Source organism: Microbispora catharanthi (genome assembly GCF_006334915.2).
GTDB classification, from domain to species: domain Bacteria; phylum Actinomycetota; class Actinomycetes; order Streptosporangiales; family Streptosporangiaceae; genus Microbispora; species Microbispora catharanthi.
The window spans coordinates 241,414-258,096 of the sequence record NZ_VDMA02000006.1 but is presented as its reverse complement, the minus strand read 5'-3'; the positions used below and the strand labels follow the sequence as shown (position 1 = coordinate 258,096).

Below are 16,683 nucleotides of genomic sequence, written 5' to 3'. Positions count from 1 at the left end.
CGTCACACCACACGGATCGTGTACCCCTCGCCGGTGACGACCTGGCCCGCCCGGATTTTGCAGGCCTTGCGCAACTCCACGCGTCCGTCGACGCGCACCCGGCCCTCCGCGACGAGGTGCTTGGCCGCTCCGCCGCTGTCGGTGATCTGGCAGAACTTGAGGAGATCGCAGAGCGGGATGTAGTCGCCGTCCAGCTCGAAGGTGATCGCTGGGGCCTTCGCGTCGTTCACGCCGCCAGCTTAGATAGTCAGGGAGTGTCCCGCAGATCTCGCCGTAGCGAGGATCGGCCAGGTGGATGCATCGCAAGGCGGAGGAGGAGCCCATAGCGGAGCTATGGGCGACCTTCCCGGGCCCCGCGGAGATTCCGAGCTTGCGAGGAATCTTCGTGGGTGGGGCGACAACGAAGCGAGGCGCCGCCTGGGCGACCGGAGTAGGCAAGAGATCTAAGGGGCACGACCTAGATGCCCCTCATGCGCAGGACGTGGAGGGCGAGGGTGAGGTTGAGCCGCAGGTGCGCGTCCTCGGTGAAGTTGCCCAGCATGCGCTCCAGCTTGCCGATCCGGTAGCGCAGGGTGTTGTAGTGGAAGTGCAGGCGGCGCGCGGTCTCGGCGACGTTGAGGTTGGTCTCCAGCAGCGCCTGCAGGGTGCGGCGCAGGTCGGCGTTCTCCGCGTCGTCGTCCCCCGCGAGCGGGCCCAGGGTCTCGCGGACGAAGGCGTGCAGCTCGTCGGTGTCGTTCACCAGCGACAGCAGCCGGTAGACGCCCAGCTCGTCGAAGTGGGCGACCGCGCCGGCCCCGTGGAGCTGGCGGCCCACCCTGGCGGCCTTCAGCGCCTGGCCGTACGCGCCGGGCAGGGCGTCCGCGCCGGAGGCGACCCGGCTGAGGCCGGTGGAGAACGTGCCGTCGGAGACGGCGGCGAGCGCGTCCCTGGCCACCTTCGCCGGATCGGCCGCCGCCCCGACGATCGCCACGACCTCGTGGGAGAAGCCGGCGACCGCGCCGCGCGGGTCGTGCTTGCGCACCGACGCCTGCCACGCCGCCAGCATGCGGTCCTGGACCGGCCGTTCCTCGGCGTCCGGGTCGATCTCGGCGACCAGCACGCTCACCGGGCGCTCCAGGTCCCAGCCGAACGCCTGGGCGCGCTCGGCCACCCGCAGCCCGCCCCTGCCGGTGAGCACGTCGCGCAGGAAGTCGGCGCGGTACTTGCTCTCGACGGCGGTGACCGCCTCCTGCTTCGTGATCACCAGCGCCGCGACGGTCGCGGCGCGCTCCAGGATGCCGATGTCGCTGGGGGTCAGCGTGCCGTGGGCGCTGTAGGCCGCGATCCTCCCGTGGTGGTGCCCGCCCGCGACGACGGGCACCGCCGCGTAGTGCCCGTCGCCACCCGCGGGCGGGGCCGCCGGCGTCCGCGCGAGAGCCGCGTTGATCTCCCGCAGCCGCGCCACCTGCGCGGACTCCCCGGCGGCCGCGAGGAGATGACCGGCGGCGTCGGTCGCCCCCACGGCCACCTGCAGCAGCCCGGCCACCTCCGCCGTCACCTCCCGCATCCCGCCCCCGGCCAGCACGATCTGCACGAGCGCCCGGTGCGCCTCCTCCGTACGGGCGAGGATCGCCGCCTGGCGGTTGAGTATGTCGGTGAGCACCTGGTTGAGGATGTCGTCGAAGCCCACGTCGTTGGGCAGCAGGATCAGCGGGAAGCCCAGCCGGTCGGCCTGCTCGACCATCTCCCCGGGGAGCTCGTCCAGGTAGCGGCCGAGCTTGATCGCCAGGGCGGCGAGGCCGCGCTCGTCCAGGTCGGCCACGAGCCGGTCGAGCGACTGCGGCGTGTTGCGCAGCGGGTAGCCCGTGGTGAGCAGCAGCTCGTGCGGCTTCACCCAGGCGAGGATGTCGGGCACCTCCATCACGTTGAGGCGCTGCACGATGCGGTCGAGGCCGGCCCGCCCGGCGATCAGGCGGGCGTCCGCCAGCGTCGAGACCCCGAGCACCTCGCCCACCGACACGCCGTGCAGGATCGTTCCAGTGCTCGCCAGGCGCATGGCGGGCGGGGCCGGGTCGTTCTGCAATGCCGTCTCCGAGAATGCCGTCACCGGGGGTCGCGACGTCCTCGGGTCATCGGTCGCTCACCCTCCTCGTTCGCTACGCGGGCCGCTCGTACCTCGCGGACCACTCCGCTCACCGCGTCGGGCTCGCTCCGGGGACGTCTCAGGCCGATTGTGCCCGACCACGGTCCTGTCAGGAAGAGCCAAGCATTCGGCCGACTGTTGGCATCTTTCTCCGTACGGAGGGGGGAGACCGGGCCTTAGCGTCGGCAACGACTGGCTTCGGGAGGTCCGGTGAGTGTTGGCACGCGCCCGAAAGGGCGGCGGGCGACGACGCCCGCGTCCCGCCCCCCGGCGGCCTCCGCCTACGTGAGCGGCGCCGCGAGCGTGGCCGTACGGCCCGCGATCGAGGCGCCCCGCCGCCCGGCCAGGGTGCTCGCGGCCTTTCCCCTCGCGCTCTACCTGGAGATCAGGAGCGAGGCCGAGCCGCACGTCGTCGCCGTGGTGACGGGCGAGGCCGTCCGCCTGCCCAACGCGGTGGTGCTCGCGGAGCGCCTCGACGGGGTGTCGGCGGGCGACGACGCCTGGGTCGGCGAGGGCTCCGTCGAGGTCGGCGGCGTGTCGATCTGCGTGCGCCGCTGGTGGGACCCCGCTCCCCCGCTCGGCCCCGCCGACCCCACACGGCTCGCACCCGCCCTCGGCCTGCTCCGCCGTGCCCGCGCGGCCTCGCCCCGGCGGCCGGGGCTGGACCCGGACGGCGCCCCGGCGCTGCTCGAGCGCGGCTGCCGGGCCGGTTCTCTGGTGGAGAGCATCACCGCGGCCGAGCGGCTGATCGGCCTCGGCCCGGGGCTGACGCCGAGCGGCGACGACATGCTCGCCGGCCTGCTGGTCGCGCTGCGGCACCTCGGCGCGGCGGCGGGAGTGCCGCGCGCCGTCTGGCTGGCCGACTGGCTCGCCGCGGCGGTCACCTACGACGCCCGCACCCGGACCACACCCATCTCTGCCACCCTGTTGCACTGCGCCGCCAGAGGCGAGGCGAGCCCGGAGGTCACCGGCGTGCTGCGCGGCGTGGCCGGGCACCAGCCGCTGGAGCCGGCCGTGCACCGCCTGCTCCGCCTCGGCCACACCTCGGGCGCCGACCTGGCGTGGGGCGTGCAGATCGGCCTGTCCGCCGTCCTCGCCCATCGGGAGGGCCAGTGAACGACCTGGTCGAGGTGCGCCCCGGGGTCTACCGCGACTCCGTGACGCTGATGCGGGTGAGCCGGGCGCTCACCGCAATGCCCGGAGTGGCCGTCGCCGTCGTCGCGATGGCGACCGAGCTCAACCTGGGCCTCGCCCGCGATCTCGGCTTCGCGGTGCCGCCCGCGACGCCCGGCGACCTGCTGGTGGCGGTCCGGGCGGACTCTCCTGCGGAACTGGAGGACGCCGCCGCCGAACTGGAGCGACAGCTCGCCGCACGGGCGCCGGCGAGCGGGACGCGGGGCGACGCGCCGCCGCGTACGACCCGGTCGGCGGCGCGGGCCTTCGAGGCGAGCCTGGCGCTGGTGAGCGTGCCGGGCGAGCACGCCTTCGCCGAGGCGCTCGACGCCGTGGAGGCCGGGCTCTCGGTAATGATCTTCAGTGACAACATGCCCGTGGAGCAGGAGATCCTGCTCAAGGACCGGGCACGGGCCAGGGGCGTGCTCGTGATGGGGCCCGACTGCGGCACCGCGGTCGTGGGCGGGGCCGGCCTGGGCTTCGCCAACGTCCTGCGCCCCGGGCCCGTCGGCGTCGTGGCCGCCTCGGGGACCGGCGCCCAGCAGGTGACGAGCCTGCTCGACCTCGCCGGCGTCGGCGTGTCCCACGTGCTCGGCGTGGGCGGCAGGGACCTGTCCGCCGAGGTGGGCGGGCGCTCGGCCGTGCAGGCGCTGCGCGCGCTCGACGAGGACCCGGCGACCGAGCTGATCGTGCTGGTCTCCAAACCCCCCGCCCCCGAGGTGGCCCGTGCCGTACGGGACCTCGACCTGGCGACGCCGGTCGTCGCCGCGCTCCTCGGGCCGGGGCAGGACGACCTGACCACCGCCGCGGAGAAGGTGCTGCGAGCCCTCGGCCGCGACGTCCCCGAGTGGCCCTCCTGGCCCGCGCCGCCGGCCTCGGCCGGGCGCCGGGACGCGGCGGTCCTGCGGGGGCTCTACGCCGGCGGCACGCTGTGCGCGGAGGCGGCGCTCGTCGCGGGCACAGGCGAGTTCACCGACTTCGGCGACGACGCCTACACGCGGGGCCGGGCCCATCCCATGATCGACCCGGCGCTGCGCCTGGAGGCGCTGCGCGGCGTCGCCTCCGGCGTCGTGCTGATGGACGTCGTGCTCGGGCACGGCGCCGACCCCGACCCGTCCTCCTGGCTCGCGCCCGCGATCCGCGACGCGGTGGCCGGGGGCGTGGACGTGGTCGTGGCCGTCGTCGGCACCGACGGCGACCCTCAGGGGCTGCGTGCCCAGGCCGCCCGGCTGAACGAGGCCGGGGCGGCGGTCTTCACCTCCAACGCCGCGGCCGCCCGGCACGCCCGCCTCCTCGCGGGCGGGTGACGGGCGTGGCCGCGCCGACCCCGATCGGAGCTTGATGACCCTCTCCATGCTGTACGGCGAGCCGCGCGTCATCACGGTGGGCGCGCAGGTGCTGGGCGAGGCGCTGGACCGGCAGGCCGTGCCGCGGCGGGAGGTCGACTGGCGGCCGCCGCTGCGGGGTGCCTCCGCGGCCCTCGCGCGGGTGCTGGCCGACCCCCGGCGCGAGAGCGCCAACGCCACCGCCGTCGGGCGGATGCTGTCGGCGCGCCCCATGCTGACCGGCGTACGCCCGGCGCGTGAGGTTCTCGGCCTGGGGGCCGGGGAGTTCTTCCACGCCGGTCCGCCGATCACCTGGGAACGGGCCTCCGGCCCGATGCGGGGGGCGCTCGCCGGGGCGATGCTGTTCGAGGGCCTGGCGGCCACCCCGGAGGAGGCGGAGGACCGCCTGGCCTCCGGCGCGGGGATCACCCTCGACTCCTGCCACCACCACCGCACGGTCGGTCCGATGGCGGGGGTGGTCAGCCCGTCCATGTGGATGCTGGAGGTCGCCGACGCCGAGCACGGCGGCACGGCCTACTGCTCCCTGAACGAGGGGCTGGGCAAGGTCCTGCGCTACGGCGCGTACGGGCCCGAGGTGATCGAGCGGCTGCGCTGGATGGGCGAGGTGCTCGGGCCGGTGCTCGCGGCGGCGCTGGCGCGGTGCGGCCCTCTCGACCTGCGCACGCTCATCGCGCAGGCGCTGCAGATGGGCGACGAGCTGCACAACCGTAACCGCGCCGCGACGTCCCTGCTGGTGCGCGAGATCGCGCCCGCGGTCGTGGAGGCGGCCCCGCAGCACGCGGCCGAGGTGCTGCGATTCATCAATGGAAATGATCATTTCTTCCTGAACGCGGGAATGGCGGCGGCGAAAGTGAGCGCCGACGCGGCGCGCGGCGTGCCCGGGTCGAGCCTGGTCGTGGCGATGGCGCGCAATGGAACCGATTTCGGAATACAGGTGTCGGGCCTCGGCGACCGGTGGTTCACCGGCCCCGCCGGCGTGCCCGACGGCCTGTACCTCGGCGGATACGGCCCGGACGACGCCAACCCCGACATCGGCGACTCCACCATCACCGAGACGGCGGGCCTGGGCGGCTTCGCCATGGCGGCGGCCCCCGCGATCGTCCGGTTCGTCGGCGGCGAGGTGTCCGACGCCGTGGCGGCCACGACCTCGATGTACGAGATCACCATGGCCGAGCACCCGGCGTACCAGATCCCGGGGCTGGGCTTCCGCGGGACGCCGGCCGGCATCGACGTCGCGCTCGTGGCCAGGACCGGTCTGCTGCCCGTCGTGAACACCGGCATCGCGGGCAGGATCGCCGGAACCGGGCAGGTGGGAGCGGGTCTGGTCAGCCCGCCGGCCGAGGCCTTCACCGCCGCCCTCGACGCGCTGGGCGAGGCGTGAATTCCCTTTGACCGTCATCAGACCGTAATATCGTCGTCAACCTCAGATATCCGATGCAATTCGCACGGTCCGTTCGGGGGATCTTGCGGATCGAGCGTGAATTGGGGACCTTATCTATGACGACAGATCGCCTGCTCGGTATGGTCCCCCCTATGCCAGAGGGTCAGGGACCTGTGGGCCGCGTCCCCGCGGGGGGCGCCCCCGAAGGGCAGGGCCGTCTCGTCGGCCGGCGCTACCGGCTGCTGTCCCCGGTGGGCCGCGGCGGCATGGGGATGGTGTGGCACGCCCACGACGTGCTGCTGGACCGGGACGTCGCGGTCAAGGAACTGCTCCTGCCGTTCGGGCTCGACAACGCCGGCGCGCAGACCGCCCACCGGCGCATGCTGCGCGAGGCGCGCTCGGCCGCCCGGCTCAGCCATCCCGGCATCGTCACCGTCCACGACGTCGTCGAGGAGGACGGGCGGCCGTGGATCGTCATGGAGCTCGTCCGCGCCTGGTCCCTCGAGCAGGCCGTGCGGCAGAGCGGCCCGCTGCCGGTCGTGCAGGCCGCCGAGATCGGCATCCGGGTGCTCGACGCGCTGCGCCACGCCCACGCCGCCGGCATCCTCCACCGGGACGTGAAGCCCGGCAACGTGCTGCTCACCGCCGACCGCGTGGTGCTCACCGACTTCGGCATCGCCGCCATCGAGGGCGACGTCACGATCACCCAGACCGGGCTGCTCATGGGCTCGCCCGCCTACATCCCGCCGGAGCGCCTCCAGGGCCGCACGATCACCCACGCCGCCGACCTGTGGTCCTTCGGCGCGACGCTGTACGCCGCCGTGGAGGGCCGCCCGCCGTACGAGGGGCCGGACGCGGTCGCCGTGCTCGGCGCGGTGCTCACGCAGGAGCCCAACCGGCCGCGCCGGGCGGGCGCGCTGCTGCCGGTCATCGAGGGCCTGCTCCGCAAGAACCCGGCCGACCGCCTTCCGGCCGCGCAGGTCGCGGAGATGCTGGAGCGGGTGCTGCACAGCCACGGCGCCGGGCTGCCGGGCCGCGCCGGCACGCCGACGTCGGTGCCCACCCCGCAGGACTCCACGCCCGCGGGGTTGCTGCCGCCGCTCGACATCCCCTCGGGGCCGCTGCCCTCGCGCATCATCGAGACGCCCTCGGGTCCGGTCCGCGTGCCGCTCACGGCGGAGAACCTGGCCCCGGGCGCGGCCACCCCGCCCGGCGCCGCGCCCCGTCCCATGGAGCCCCATGCCGGGGAGCCGCGGCCGGCCGACCCCGCGTACGAGCCCCCGGGCGCGTTCGGGCCCGTGAACGCCTTCGGGCAGACCCCCTCCTTCGACCCTGCCTTCGACCCCGCCTTCGACGCGGGCTTCGACCCGCTGTCGTCCCCCTCGGGGTCGACGCACGCGCCCGAGCGGGCGAAGGAGGCCATGTGGCCGACGCCCACGCCGGGCGACATGCCCGGCGACCTGGGCGGCACGCCGCGGGCGCCGCACCGGCCCGGGCAGCACGCGGCGCCCCAGCAGACGGGACCGCAGCACATGGCGCCGCAACACGCGGCACCGCAACAGGCCGCCGCGCAGGCCGTCTCGGCGCAGGCCGGCGACTCAGGGCCGGTCGCGGACGCCGCGGGCCCGCAGGGGCCCCGGGTCGGGCGCAGGCGCAAGGAGCGGGCCGACGAGGTCGCCGGCGGCGAGGGCCGGTCGAAGCTGCTGCTCGTCGTCGCCGCCGCGGCCGTGGTCGCGGTGATCGTCGCGATCGTGTTCGTGCTGCTGCCGAGCGGCCCGGACGAGGCCGTGGTCTCGCAGCAGGACGGCAGGTCGGGCGCCACCCTCGCGCCCACCGACGCCGCCACGCCGACCGCTCGCCCGCTGTCGGCCGTACGCGTGCCCGAGGGCTACCACCTGGTGACCGAGGGCGGGGTGGCGCTGGCGGTGCCGAAGGAATGGACCTCCACAGCCGACGACGACGTCGTCAGGCTCACGGGCCCGAAGGACAGCGGGCAGAGCGTCACGATCAAGAGGATCCCCGACGGCAGCCTGGCGGCGCTGCGGTCCGCCGAGCAGAACCTGGACATCAAGGACTTCACGGACTACACGCAGGTCCAGCTGCGCCAGGTGGACTACCGCTACCCCGCGGCCGAATGGGAGTACACCTACACCAACAGCAGCGAGGTCACCGTCCACGCGGTCATCCGCTATCTGGAGGCGGGCGAACGCGCCTACGCCATCATGTTCGCCTCGCCCGACTTCGACTGGAACGAGTCCGCCGCACCGGTTCGGCAGGCCCTCTGGAGCACCTTCCGCCCCGCCTGACGCCTGCCCCTCGCCGGCGTCGGCGACGGCGTCGCAGCGGCGCGCGCCTCACCCCGGCGCCGTCGCGTGGCGACCTGTTCCCGCGCTCTTTGGAGAGAATGTCCTGATCGACCACGCGTGAATCCCGGATTCCAAGGAGTGCCGGTGCGGACCTTCGAGGCGCTGCGGGAGGACGATCCCCGGCAGGTGGGGCCCTTCCGGATCGAGGCACGCCTCGGCGAGGGCGGGATGGGCCGCGTGTATCTCGGGCGTTCGCGGAGCGGGCGGGCCGTCGCGGTGAAGGTGGTGCGGCCCGAGTTGGCCGGCGACGCCGATTTCCGCCTCAGGTTCGACCGCGAGGTCGCCACGGCCCGCAAGGTCAACGGCTTCTTCACGGCCGGAGTGGTCGACGCCGACCCACAGGGGTCTCCGCCGTGGCTCGCGACGGCGTACGTGCCCGGCGTGTCGTTGGAAGACGCCGTGAACGAGCACGGGCCGTGGCCGGAGGAGTCCGTCCTGGCCCTGGCCGCCGGGCTGGCCGAGGCGCTGGAATCGATCCACGCGGCCGGGGTCGTCCACCGGGACCTCAAGCCGTCGAACGTGCTGCTGGCCGGGGACGGCCCCCGCGTCATCGACTTCGGCATCTCCCTGGCCACCGAGGGCGGCTCGCTGACGAAGACCGGCATCACCATGGGCACCCCCGGGTTCATGTCCCCGGAGCAGCTCAAGGGCACCCGGGTCGGACCGGCGAGCGACGTGTTCTGCCTGGGGCTCGTGCTGGCGTTCGCCGCGACGGGCACCGGGCCGTTCGGCCAGGGGTCGTGGCAGGGGCTGTGGTATCGCATCGTCCACGAGGAGCCCGCCCTCGACGCGCTGCCGCCCACCGTGCGGACGCTGGTCGCGCGGTGCCTGGCCAAGGAACCCGAAGGGCGGCCGACCCTGTCGGCCGTGCTGAACGAACTGGCCGGCGGCGGCCGTGACTTCGCCTCGCCCACCCAGCAGGGCAGGTGGCTTCCCCCGACCGTGGCGCAGGCGGTGCGTACGCGCGTCGCCCCGACCCGCGCCTCGACCGCGTCACCGGAGCCGCCGGGGGCGCCGGGGGCGCCGTATCCGTACATGTCCGGTGCGCCCGGGCGCCCCCGGGCGGGCGGCGGACCAGGCCCGCAGGTGATCGCACCCGGTCCGCGACCGGCCTTCCCCGCGCCGAACCCTCCGTACATTCCTCCCGCCCCCTACTCGGCGGGGCCCGCGCGCCTCCCGGCGAGGCCGTACGCGCCGCCGGTGCGCCCCACGGCCGGGCGGCGGCCCAGGCGGTACCCCGCCTGGCTGCGGCGGATCACGCGCGCCTGGGCGGTCCTCTGCGGGCTCCTCACGGCCGTCGCCGCCGTGTGCGAGGTCGGCATGGGCATCTCCGCCACGCCGAGGAGCATTTCCCGCGACGGTTCTCCGTTGACCGTCGCGCTGAACCCGGCGCTGAAGCCGGCGATCTACGTCTCCGGCGCGTCCCCCGATCCGCGCTGCGAGGTCGAGACCGGCCGTGGGCGGAACGCCAGGCTCGCCCGGCCGGCGGCGAGCTACCGGCCGTTCGCCATGGGCGACGCCAAGTGGCGGCTGCTCTACGAGATCCGCGCGCCGAAGACGGACACCTACAAGGTGACGTGCTCCGGCGACGACACCGTGTTCGGCGTCGGAGCGGCGCCCTCGGCCGACGTACGGAGCGTCGCCGGCGCCGCCGTGGCGCTCCTGGTGCTCCTTGCCGCCTTCGGAGTGCCGGCCCTGCTGCTGGCCGCCCTCGTCACCCGGAAGTCACGCCCGGCCCCCTGAGCCGGAGGTGTCCCGCGGTCACTTGGCGTCGGCGTAGCAGGCGACGGCCACCGCCTCCATCGGGAAGCGGACCGAGGTGTCGCCGAACAGCAGCCGGGTCGCCTCGTGCGCCGCGCGGCCGACGGCCTCGCGGACCTCGCCCGCCACGTCGAGCGGGCAGTGCACCATCACCTCGTCGTGCTGGAAGAACACCAGCCGTGCCGGGTCCGGCAGCAGCCCGCGCAGCACGGCGAGGAGCGTCAGCGCCCACTCGGCCGCCGTGGCCTGCACGACGAAGTTGCGGGTGAACCTCCCCCGGTCCCTGGCCGCCCTGGCGCCCTCAGGACCGGCCACCAGGCGCCGCCACCGGTCCGACGGGGGCGGGCAGGTGCGGCCCAGCCACGAGCGGACCAGCCGCCCCTCCTCCCCCGCGCGGGCCGCGTCCTCCACGAACGCGTACGCCTTCGGGAACCGCTGCCGCATGACGGCCAGCAGCTTGGAGGCGTCGCCGCTGGTCCCGCCGTACATCGCGGACAGCATGGCGATCTTGGCCGACTCGCGGACCCCGCCGAACGCCTGGGCCAGCGCGGCGTACAGATCGATCTCCCCGGCCGCCCGCGCGAGCCCCCGGTCTCCGGACAGCGCGGCCAGCACCCGGGGTTCGAGCTGCGCGGCGTCGGCGACCACGAGCGTCCAGCCGTCGTCGGCCACCACGACCCTGCGCATGACCTTGGGGATCTGCAGCGCGCCGCCGCCGCTGGTGGCCCACCGGCCGCTCACCACCCCGCCCACGACGTACTCGGGCCTGAAGCGGTCGCCGCCGACCCATTGGTCGGCCCAGGTCCAGCCGTGGAAGCTGTACAGACGGGCCAGCTCCTTGTACGCCAGCAGCGGCGCGACGGCGGGGTGGTCGACGGTCTTCAGCACGCGGGAGCGGGTGGACGGGATCTCGATCCCCGCGGTCTTGAACGCCCGGACGATCTGCTGCGGGGAGTCGGGGTTGACCAGGTGGCCGAAGGCGGCCGACACCTCGTCGGCCAGGGCCTGGAGCTTCGCGGGCCGCATGCCGTGGGCGGGGCGGGGCCCGAGCAGGTCGGTCAGCAGCGCGTCGTGGACGTCCTCGCGCCAGGGCATGCCGTCGTGGCCCATCTCCGCCGCGATGAGCGCGCCGGCCGACTCGGCGGCGACGAGCAGGCGGAACCGCCCGGGATCGGGCGTGCGCGCGACGCGGCGGCGCTGATCCTCGAACACCTCCGCGACCATGTCGGCCTCGGGCACGCCGTGCCTCGGGGGCGCCGGGTCGAACAGGCTCGCCTGCGTCCCGGCCCCCTGGTGCGCGTCTGACGCCTCGTGCGGGTCGTCGGGCACCGGGAGGCCGCGCAGGCGCGCGTAGGCCGCCTGGACCTGTCTGGGCTCTCCGTAGCGCCCGTCCGCCGCCAGCAGGAGGTTCTCGGTCAGCGCGACGTCGTGGCAGCGCGACAGCCGCACGCCGGCGGACAGGAGCGCCGGGTAGACGCGGCGCGCGTCGGCCCACACCCAGCGGGGCCGCTCGGCGCCCTCCAGCGAGCGCACGGCCGCCGCGAGATCGGAGACCCGGCTCGCCGGCCCGCCGAGGGGCTTCACGGTGCCGCCCCCCTCGGCGTCGGCCGCCACCACAACGTGCACCCCACCAGCGTGCCAGGCGGCGCCGACATTTCCCCGGCCGCGCCCGGCCGATCAGAGCGGGATCTCGACCTCGTCCTCCAGCGGCGGCTCCTCCTCCTGCGGCAGGCAGCCCGTCGCGGCGAAGCAGCGCAGCCGGAGCGTGTCCCCCGTGACCGACATGTGGAGGAAGCTCTTGAAGAAGGGCGGGGTGTCCCAGTCGGACAGTTCGGAGATGTACCGGTGGAAAACCCGCCCCACCGGCAGGCGGAACGGCATCGGCCAGCCGCCGAGCAGCCGGGCCGCCCACTTCACCCGCGCGCCGATCGGCGCCCCCGGCGTCGGCCGGGGCGGGGTGTTGCCGATCTGCCGGGACATCAGGGCCAGCCCCTCCTCCGGCGTGATGTAGAGCCCGCGCAGCCGCAGCCTCCTGCTGTAGAGCAGGCTGTAGAAGGACAGCGAGTCGCCGCGCAGCGGATAGCACTTGAAGTCGTCCTCGTGGACGCCGCCCGCGTCCACCCGGGGAATCGTGTGGGTGGCGTGCATGAACGCCCCTCCGCCCCCGGACACGACGTACTGGATGAGCCGCCCCTCCGCCCGCACCGGGTAGCGCTGGTAGTTGTGCACGTCGCCGCCGATGGCCGCGACGTAGTTGTGCGCCGGGTCGCGGACCACGTCGTCCACCGTGCCGCCGCCCTCGATGTCGCAGGGGTGGTAGGCGTTGTTGACGTAGATCGGCTTGCCGGTGATCAGGATCTTGGGCCGGGGGTCGGCGGAGACCCGGCGCAGCCACTCGCCCTGCTCGCGGTCGAGGGTGCCCTTGATCCCGGTGTCGATGCCGACGAGCAGCAGGCGGCCGGTGTCGATCACCCAGTAGGGCCCCGGCAACGCCGGGCCGGGGTTGGGCCGCATCTTCCTGGCCTCGGCGAGGGCGTCCTCGTCGATCGTCTCCGGCTTCTTCCACAGCAGCCCGCGCAGCCCGTCGGGAGACAACCGGAACCCTCGCTGCTCCGCGGACAGGGGGCGCGCGTCGCAGAAGACCCGCATGAAGCCGCCGAGCCCGTCGTACCAGTCGTGGTTGCCGGGCACGGCGAAGATCGGGGCCGGATAGTCCTTGTAGGGCCGGAAGAACTTGTCGCAGTACTCGTTGCCCGAGCCGGTCGGGTAGATCACGTCGCTCGCGACGACGGCGAACGCGGTGTCCGCGCCGAGCTTGAGCAGCCCGGGCACCACCGCGTACTGCGAGGCGTCGCCCTCGCCGGTGTCGCCGAGCACCAGGAAGGAGAACTCCTCCCCCAGGTCGAGCCTGATACGGAAGTCCTCGTCCACGCCGCGGTCGTGCTGGGCCGCCACCCAGCGGCGGCGCACCTGCGGCGAGGGGTCGCCGAACAGCTGGGCGAGGATCTCGTTGCGGGACCGCCACAGGGTCGCGGGGTTCAGCCAGGTGAAAGAGTTCCGGTTGGGCCGCAGCGCGTCGAACGTGCCGATCTGCGAGCAGTCCCAGCCCGCTCCGGCCTGCGACACCCGTGACGAGACCTGCTTCCCCCGCGCGGCGGCCGCGCCAACATCGACCATGGGAACAATCTTGGCAATTTCATGGGATCAGCACACCCGGGTTGAGGATCCCGGCGGGATCGAGCCGTTCCTTGATCCCCCGCAGGATCTCGCCGCCCAGGTCGCCGATCTCCGCGGCGAACGCCTCGCGGTGGTCGCGGCCCACGCCATGGTGGTGCGAGATCGTGCCGCCCGCCTGCACGATCGCCTCGTTCGCCGCGCGCTTGGCGGCCGCCCACTGGCCGAGCGGGTCGCCGGTCTGCGCGGTCACCACCGTGAAGTACAGCGAGGCCCCCGTGGCGTAGACGTGGGAGATGTGGCACATGATCAGCGGGGAACCGAGCGCGCCGAGCAGGGCCAGCCGTACGGCGTCGTACAGACGCGGCAGGTTCGACCAGAAGCAGGCGGTCTCCAGCGTCTCCACCGTCGCCCCCGCGGCCAGCAGGGAGTCGCGCAGGTAGGGGGCGGAGAACCGGCCCTGCGCCCACTTGTCCCCCGGCTCCGGCCCGAGGTGCACCCCGCCCGCCTCGACCAGCACGGCGGAGGCGCCGTCCCGCCGGTGGGCCACGTCGCCCGGGGAGCCCTCGAAGCCCGCCACCAGCAGGCAGCCGGAGTCATGCCCGGCCGCGCCGAGGTCGGTGGGCTTCGCCAGCCCGACCATGGTCTCGGTCTCGTCCGACAGCCTCAGCACCGTGGGCGGCGGGCCCTCCTGCTGCGCGAGCCGCCGCATGGCGGCCGTGCCCTCGGCGAAGGTGGCGAAGCGCCAGCCCTCGTACGTCCTGACGTCCGGGGCCCGGCGGACGCGCAGCCGAAGCGAGGTGATCACCCCGAAGGCGCCCTCGGAGCCCAGGAACACCTGACGCAGGTCCGGCCCGGCGGCCGACCTGGGCGCTCGGCCGATCTCCAGCGTGCCCCGAGGCGTCGCGACGGTCATGCCGGCGACCATGTCGTCGAACCTGCCGTACCCGGCCGAGGCCTGCCCGCTGGACCTGGCCGCCGCGAACCCGCCCAGCGTCGCGTACTCGTACGACTGGGGGAAGTGCCCGAGCGTCAGCCCGTGCGCGGCGAGGAGCTGCTCGGCCTGCGGCGCGCGCAGGCCCGGCTCCAGCTCGGCGATCATGGAGACGGGGTCGACGGAGACGAGCCGGTTGAGCCGGGCCAGGTCGAGCGCGACCACGCCCGTGAAGCCCCCCTCGGAGCCACACCGCGCCGCCACGAGGCCGCCGACCACCGAGGTGCCCCCGCCGAACGGCACCACGGCCACCCGCTGCTCCGCGCACAGGCGCAGCACGGCGGCCACCTCGTCGTGCGAGCCGGGGAGCACGACGGCGTCGGGCGCGTCCGAGGCGTCCCCCGCGCGCATGAGCAGCAGGTCGGGGGTGGACTTGCCCCGGGTGTGCCGGATGCGGGCGTCGTCGTCGGCCCGCACGTGCTCGTCCCCCACGATCGCGGCCAGCGCGGCCAGGACGGGCGGCGGCAGCGCCACCGGCGGCAGCCGCACCTCGCCGAACGTCGCCGCCGGTGTGGCGGGCGCCCGGACGCCGAGGAGTTCCGCCAGCAGGTCGCGCACCGGCGCGGGCAGCTCGGCGGCCTTGGCGGGATCGCCCCAGCCCGACCAGAGCATGGGTTCCGCCGCGGTGAGAGGGGTTTCCATAGCCGTCGCGCCTCCAGGTAGGTTACTAAAGAGTAATGCGGAAGTAGTGGAGGGGATATGAACTCCTCACTGAACGCGGCCAGGCGCCGGTGGGAGCTCAACGAGGCGGGCACGGACGTCGTGGACGTGCTCGTGGTCGGCCTGGGGGCGACGGGGGCCGGAGCCGCGCTCGACGCCGCCTCCCGCGGGCTGTCGGTGGCCGCCGTGGACGCCCACGACCTGGCGTTCGGCACCTCTCGGTGGAGCTCCAAGCTGATCCACGGCGGGCTGCGCTACCTCGCGAGCGGGCAGGTCGGCGTGGCGTGGGAGAGCGCGGTGGAGCGCGACGCCCTGCTGCGCTTCACGGCGCCCCATCTGGTCGCCGCCCACCCGTATCTGCTGCCGCTGACGCCGGCCGTCCCCCGGGCCCGGGCGGCGACCCTCATGGCCGGCTACCGCCTGGGCGACGCGCTGCGGGCCGCCGCGGGCACGCCGCGGCGCCTGCTGCCCGGCCCCTCACGGCTCGCGTCCGGCCGGGCGCTCGCGCTCGCCCCGTCGCTGCGCGCGGAAGGCCTGCGCGGGGCGCTGCTGTCCTGGGACGGCCGGGTGGTGGACGACGCCCGCCTGGTCGTCGCGCTGGCGCGTACGGCCGCCGCCCACGGCGCGCGGATCCTCACCCGCTGCCGGGCGCTGGCCCTCGCCGGGGACGGCGCCCGGGTGCGCGACGAGCTGACCGGCGACGAGTTCGACATCCGGGCCCGTGCGGTGATCAACGCGACCGGCGTGTGGGCCGGAGAGCTGACGCCGTCGGTGGCGCTGCGTCCCTCGCGGGGCACGCACCTCGTCCTGCGCCCCGGGGCCCTCGGCGCGCTGCGCGCGGGGCTGCACGTGCCGATCCCCGGCGAGCGCGCCCGCTTCGCGCTGGTTCTCCCCCAGGCCGACGGGCGGGTCTACGCCGGGCTGACCGACAAGCCGCTCGACGGCCCGGTCCCGGACGTCCCCGAGGCCCCCGAGAGCGACGTCGCGTTCCTGCTGGAGGTCATCGGGACGGCGCTGGACCGGCCGCTGTCCCGCGCGGACGTCGCCGGCGCCTTCGCCGGGCTGCGGCCCCTGGTGGACACGGCAGACACGGCCGACGCGGTGGACGCATCGGACTCCGCCGACGGCCGGACGGCCGACCTGTCCCGCCGCCACGCCGTGCTGCGCTCGCCGGACGGCGTCGTGACGGTCGTGGGCGGGAAGCTCACGACGTATCGGCGGATGGCCGAGGACGCCGTCGACGCCGCCTGCCCCCACGCCCGCGCGAGCCGTACGGCCCGGCTGCCCCTCGTCGGGGCCGGGCCGGTGCGTCCTGGCGCGCCCGGGCGGCTGGCCCGCAGGTACGGCTCGGAGGCCTGGGCGGTGCGCGACCTGATGCGCGGGGACCCGGCCCTGGCCGAGCCGGTGGCGCTGGGGATCACCCGGGCCGAACTGGTGTGGGCGGTGCGCCACGAGGGCGCCCTGGACGCCGGCGACCTGCTGGACCGGCGGACCAGGATCGGGCTGGTGCCCGAGGACCGCGCGGCGGCCCTCCCCGCCGCCGAGGCCGCCCTGGCCTACTCCTGATCGGCGCCCGTCCCCTCGGCGCCGCCCCTGTCTGTTCTCGGACGACCTCCGCCGTACGCACCGGCAGTTTCCGGATATTTGTGGATTTAACGTGGATTTACGACCCCGCGCCCGCAACCCCTGACGCCATTGGTTAAGGT

At 74.8% G+C, this 16,683-nt stretch carries 11 protein-coding genes; 6 read left to right on the top strand and 5 right to left on the bottom strand.

The genetic code is table 11. The features are described from left to right. Positions 1–2: 2 nt before the first annotated feature. Together FH610_RS13765 and FH610_RS13760 are read right to left on the bottom strand one after the other, a co-directional pair. Complete coding sequence (locus FH610_RS13765) at positions 3–230, bottom strand: RNA-binding S4 domain-containing protein (protein WP_167538717.1); 228 nt, start codon at positions 228–230, stop codon at positions 3–5. A 227-nt stretch (positions 231–457) separates the two neighbouring features. Then, positions 458–2,035: a PucR family transcriptional regulator gene (locus FH610_RS13760; protein WP_139574962.1), complete on the bottom strand. Its 1,578-nt coding sequence runs from the start codon at positions 2,033–2,035 to the stop codon at positions 458–460. Between the two features lie 297 nt (positions 2,036–2,332). Between FH610_RS13760 and FH610_RS13755 the strand changes: the two genes are divergently transcribed. The 5 genes from FH610_RS13755 (at position 2,333) to FH610_RS43650 (ending at position 10,131) form a co-directional block, all read left to right on the top strand. Next, positions 2,333–3,238 carry an oxamate carbamoyltransferase subunit AllH family protein gene (locus FH610_RS13755; protein WP_139574737.1) on the top strand — a complete coding sequence of 302 codons (906 nt, stop codon included), beginning with the start codon at positions 2,333–2,335 and terminating at the stop codon, positions 3,236–3,238. Further along, the gene (locus tag FH610_RS13750; protein ID WP_139574735.1) at positions 3,235–4,602 is read left to right on the top strand and encodes an FdrA family protein; all 1,368 of its coding nucleotides are present in this window, start codon (positions 3,235–3,237) and stop codon (positions 4,600–4,602) included. The genes FH610_RS13755 and FH610_RS13750 overlap by 4 nt, the downstream gene beginning before the upstream one ends. Before the next feature lie 34 nt (positions 4,603–4,636). Further along, positions 4,637–6,022: a YlbE family protein gene (locus FH610_RS13745; protein WP_139574734.1), complete on the top strand. Its 1,386-nt coding sequence runs from the start codon at positions 4,637–4,639 to the stop codon at positions 6,020–6,022. A gap of 152 nt (positions 6,023–6,174) precedes the next feature. Further along, positions 6,175–8,328: a serine/threonine-protein kinase gene (locus FH610_RS43655; protein WP_205825752.1), complete on the top strand. Its 2,154-nt coding sequence runs from the start codon at positions 6,175–6,177 to the stop codon at positions 8,326–8,328. 144 nt (positions 8,329–8,472) lie between these two features. Then, positions 8,473–10,131 (top strand): serine/threonine-protein kinase, encoded by a 1,659-nt coding sequence (locus FH610_RS43650; protein ID WP_205825751.1) that lies wholly within the window; start codon positions 8,473–8,475, stop codon positions 10,129–10,131. Positions 10,132–10,149: 18 nt separating this feature from the next. On the opposite strand, the gene FH610_RS13730 is transcribed toward FH610_RS43650, so the two are convergent. Genes FH610_RS13730 through FH610_RS13720 form a run of 3 tightly spaced genes read right to left on the bottom strand, consistent with a single transcriptional unit; the run spans position 10,150 to position 14,959 of the window. Next, the gene (locus FH610_RS13730; protein WP_139574732.1) at positions 10,150–11,775 is read right to left on the bottom strand and encodes a bifunctional 3'-5' exonuclease/DNA polymerase; all 1,626 of its coding nucleotides are present in this window, start codon (positions 11,773–11,775) and stop codon (positions 10,150–10,152) included. A 51-nt stretch (positions 11,776–11,826) separates the two neighbouring features. Next, the gene (locus FH610_RS13725; RefSeq protein WP_139574730.1) at positions 11,827–13,326 is read right to left on the bottom strand and encodes a metallophosphoesterase family protein; all 1,500 of its coding nucleotides are present in this window, start codon (positions 13,324–13,326) and stop codon (positions 11,827–11,829) included. A 19-nt stretch (positions 13,327–13,345) separates the two neighbouring features. Next, positions 13,346–14,959, bottom strand: a complete 1,614-nt coding sequence (locus tag FH610_RS13720) for an FAD-binding oxidoreductase (protein WP_240808954.1) — start codon at positions 14,957–14,959, stop codon at positions 13,346–13,348. Between the two features lie 57 nt (positions 14,960–15,016). Between FH610_RS13720 and FH610_RS13715 the strand changes: the two genes are divergently transcribed. Continuing rightward, positions 15,017–16,543, top strand: coding sequence for a glycerol-3-phosphate dehydrogenase/oxidase (locus tag FH610_RS13715; RefSeq protein WP_139574728.1), 1,527 nt, complete (start codon positions 15,017–15,019; stop codon positions 16,541–16,543). Positions 16,544–16,683: the final 140 nt, after the last annotated feature.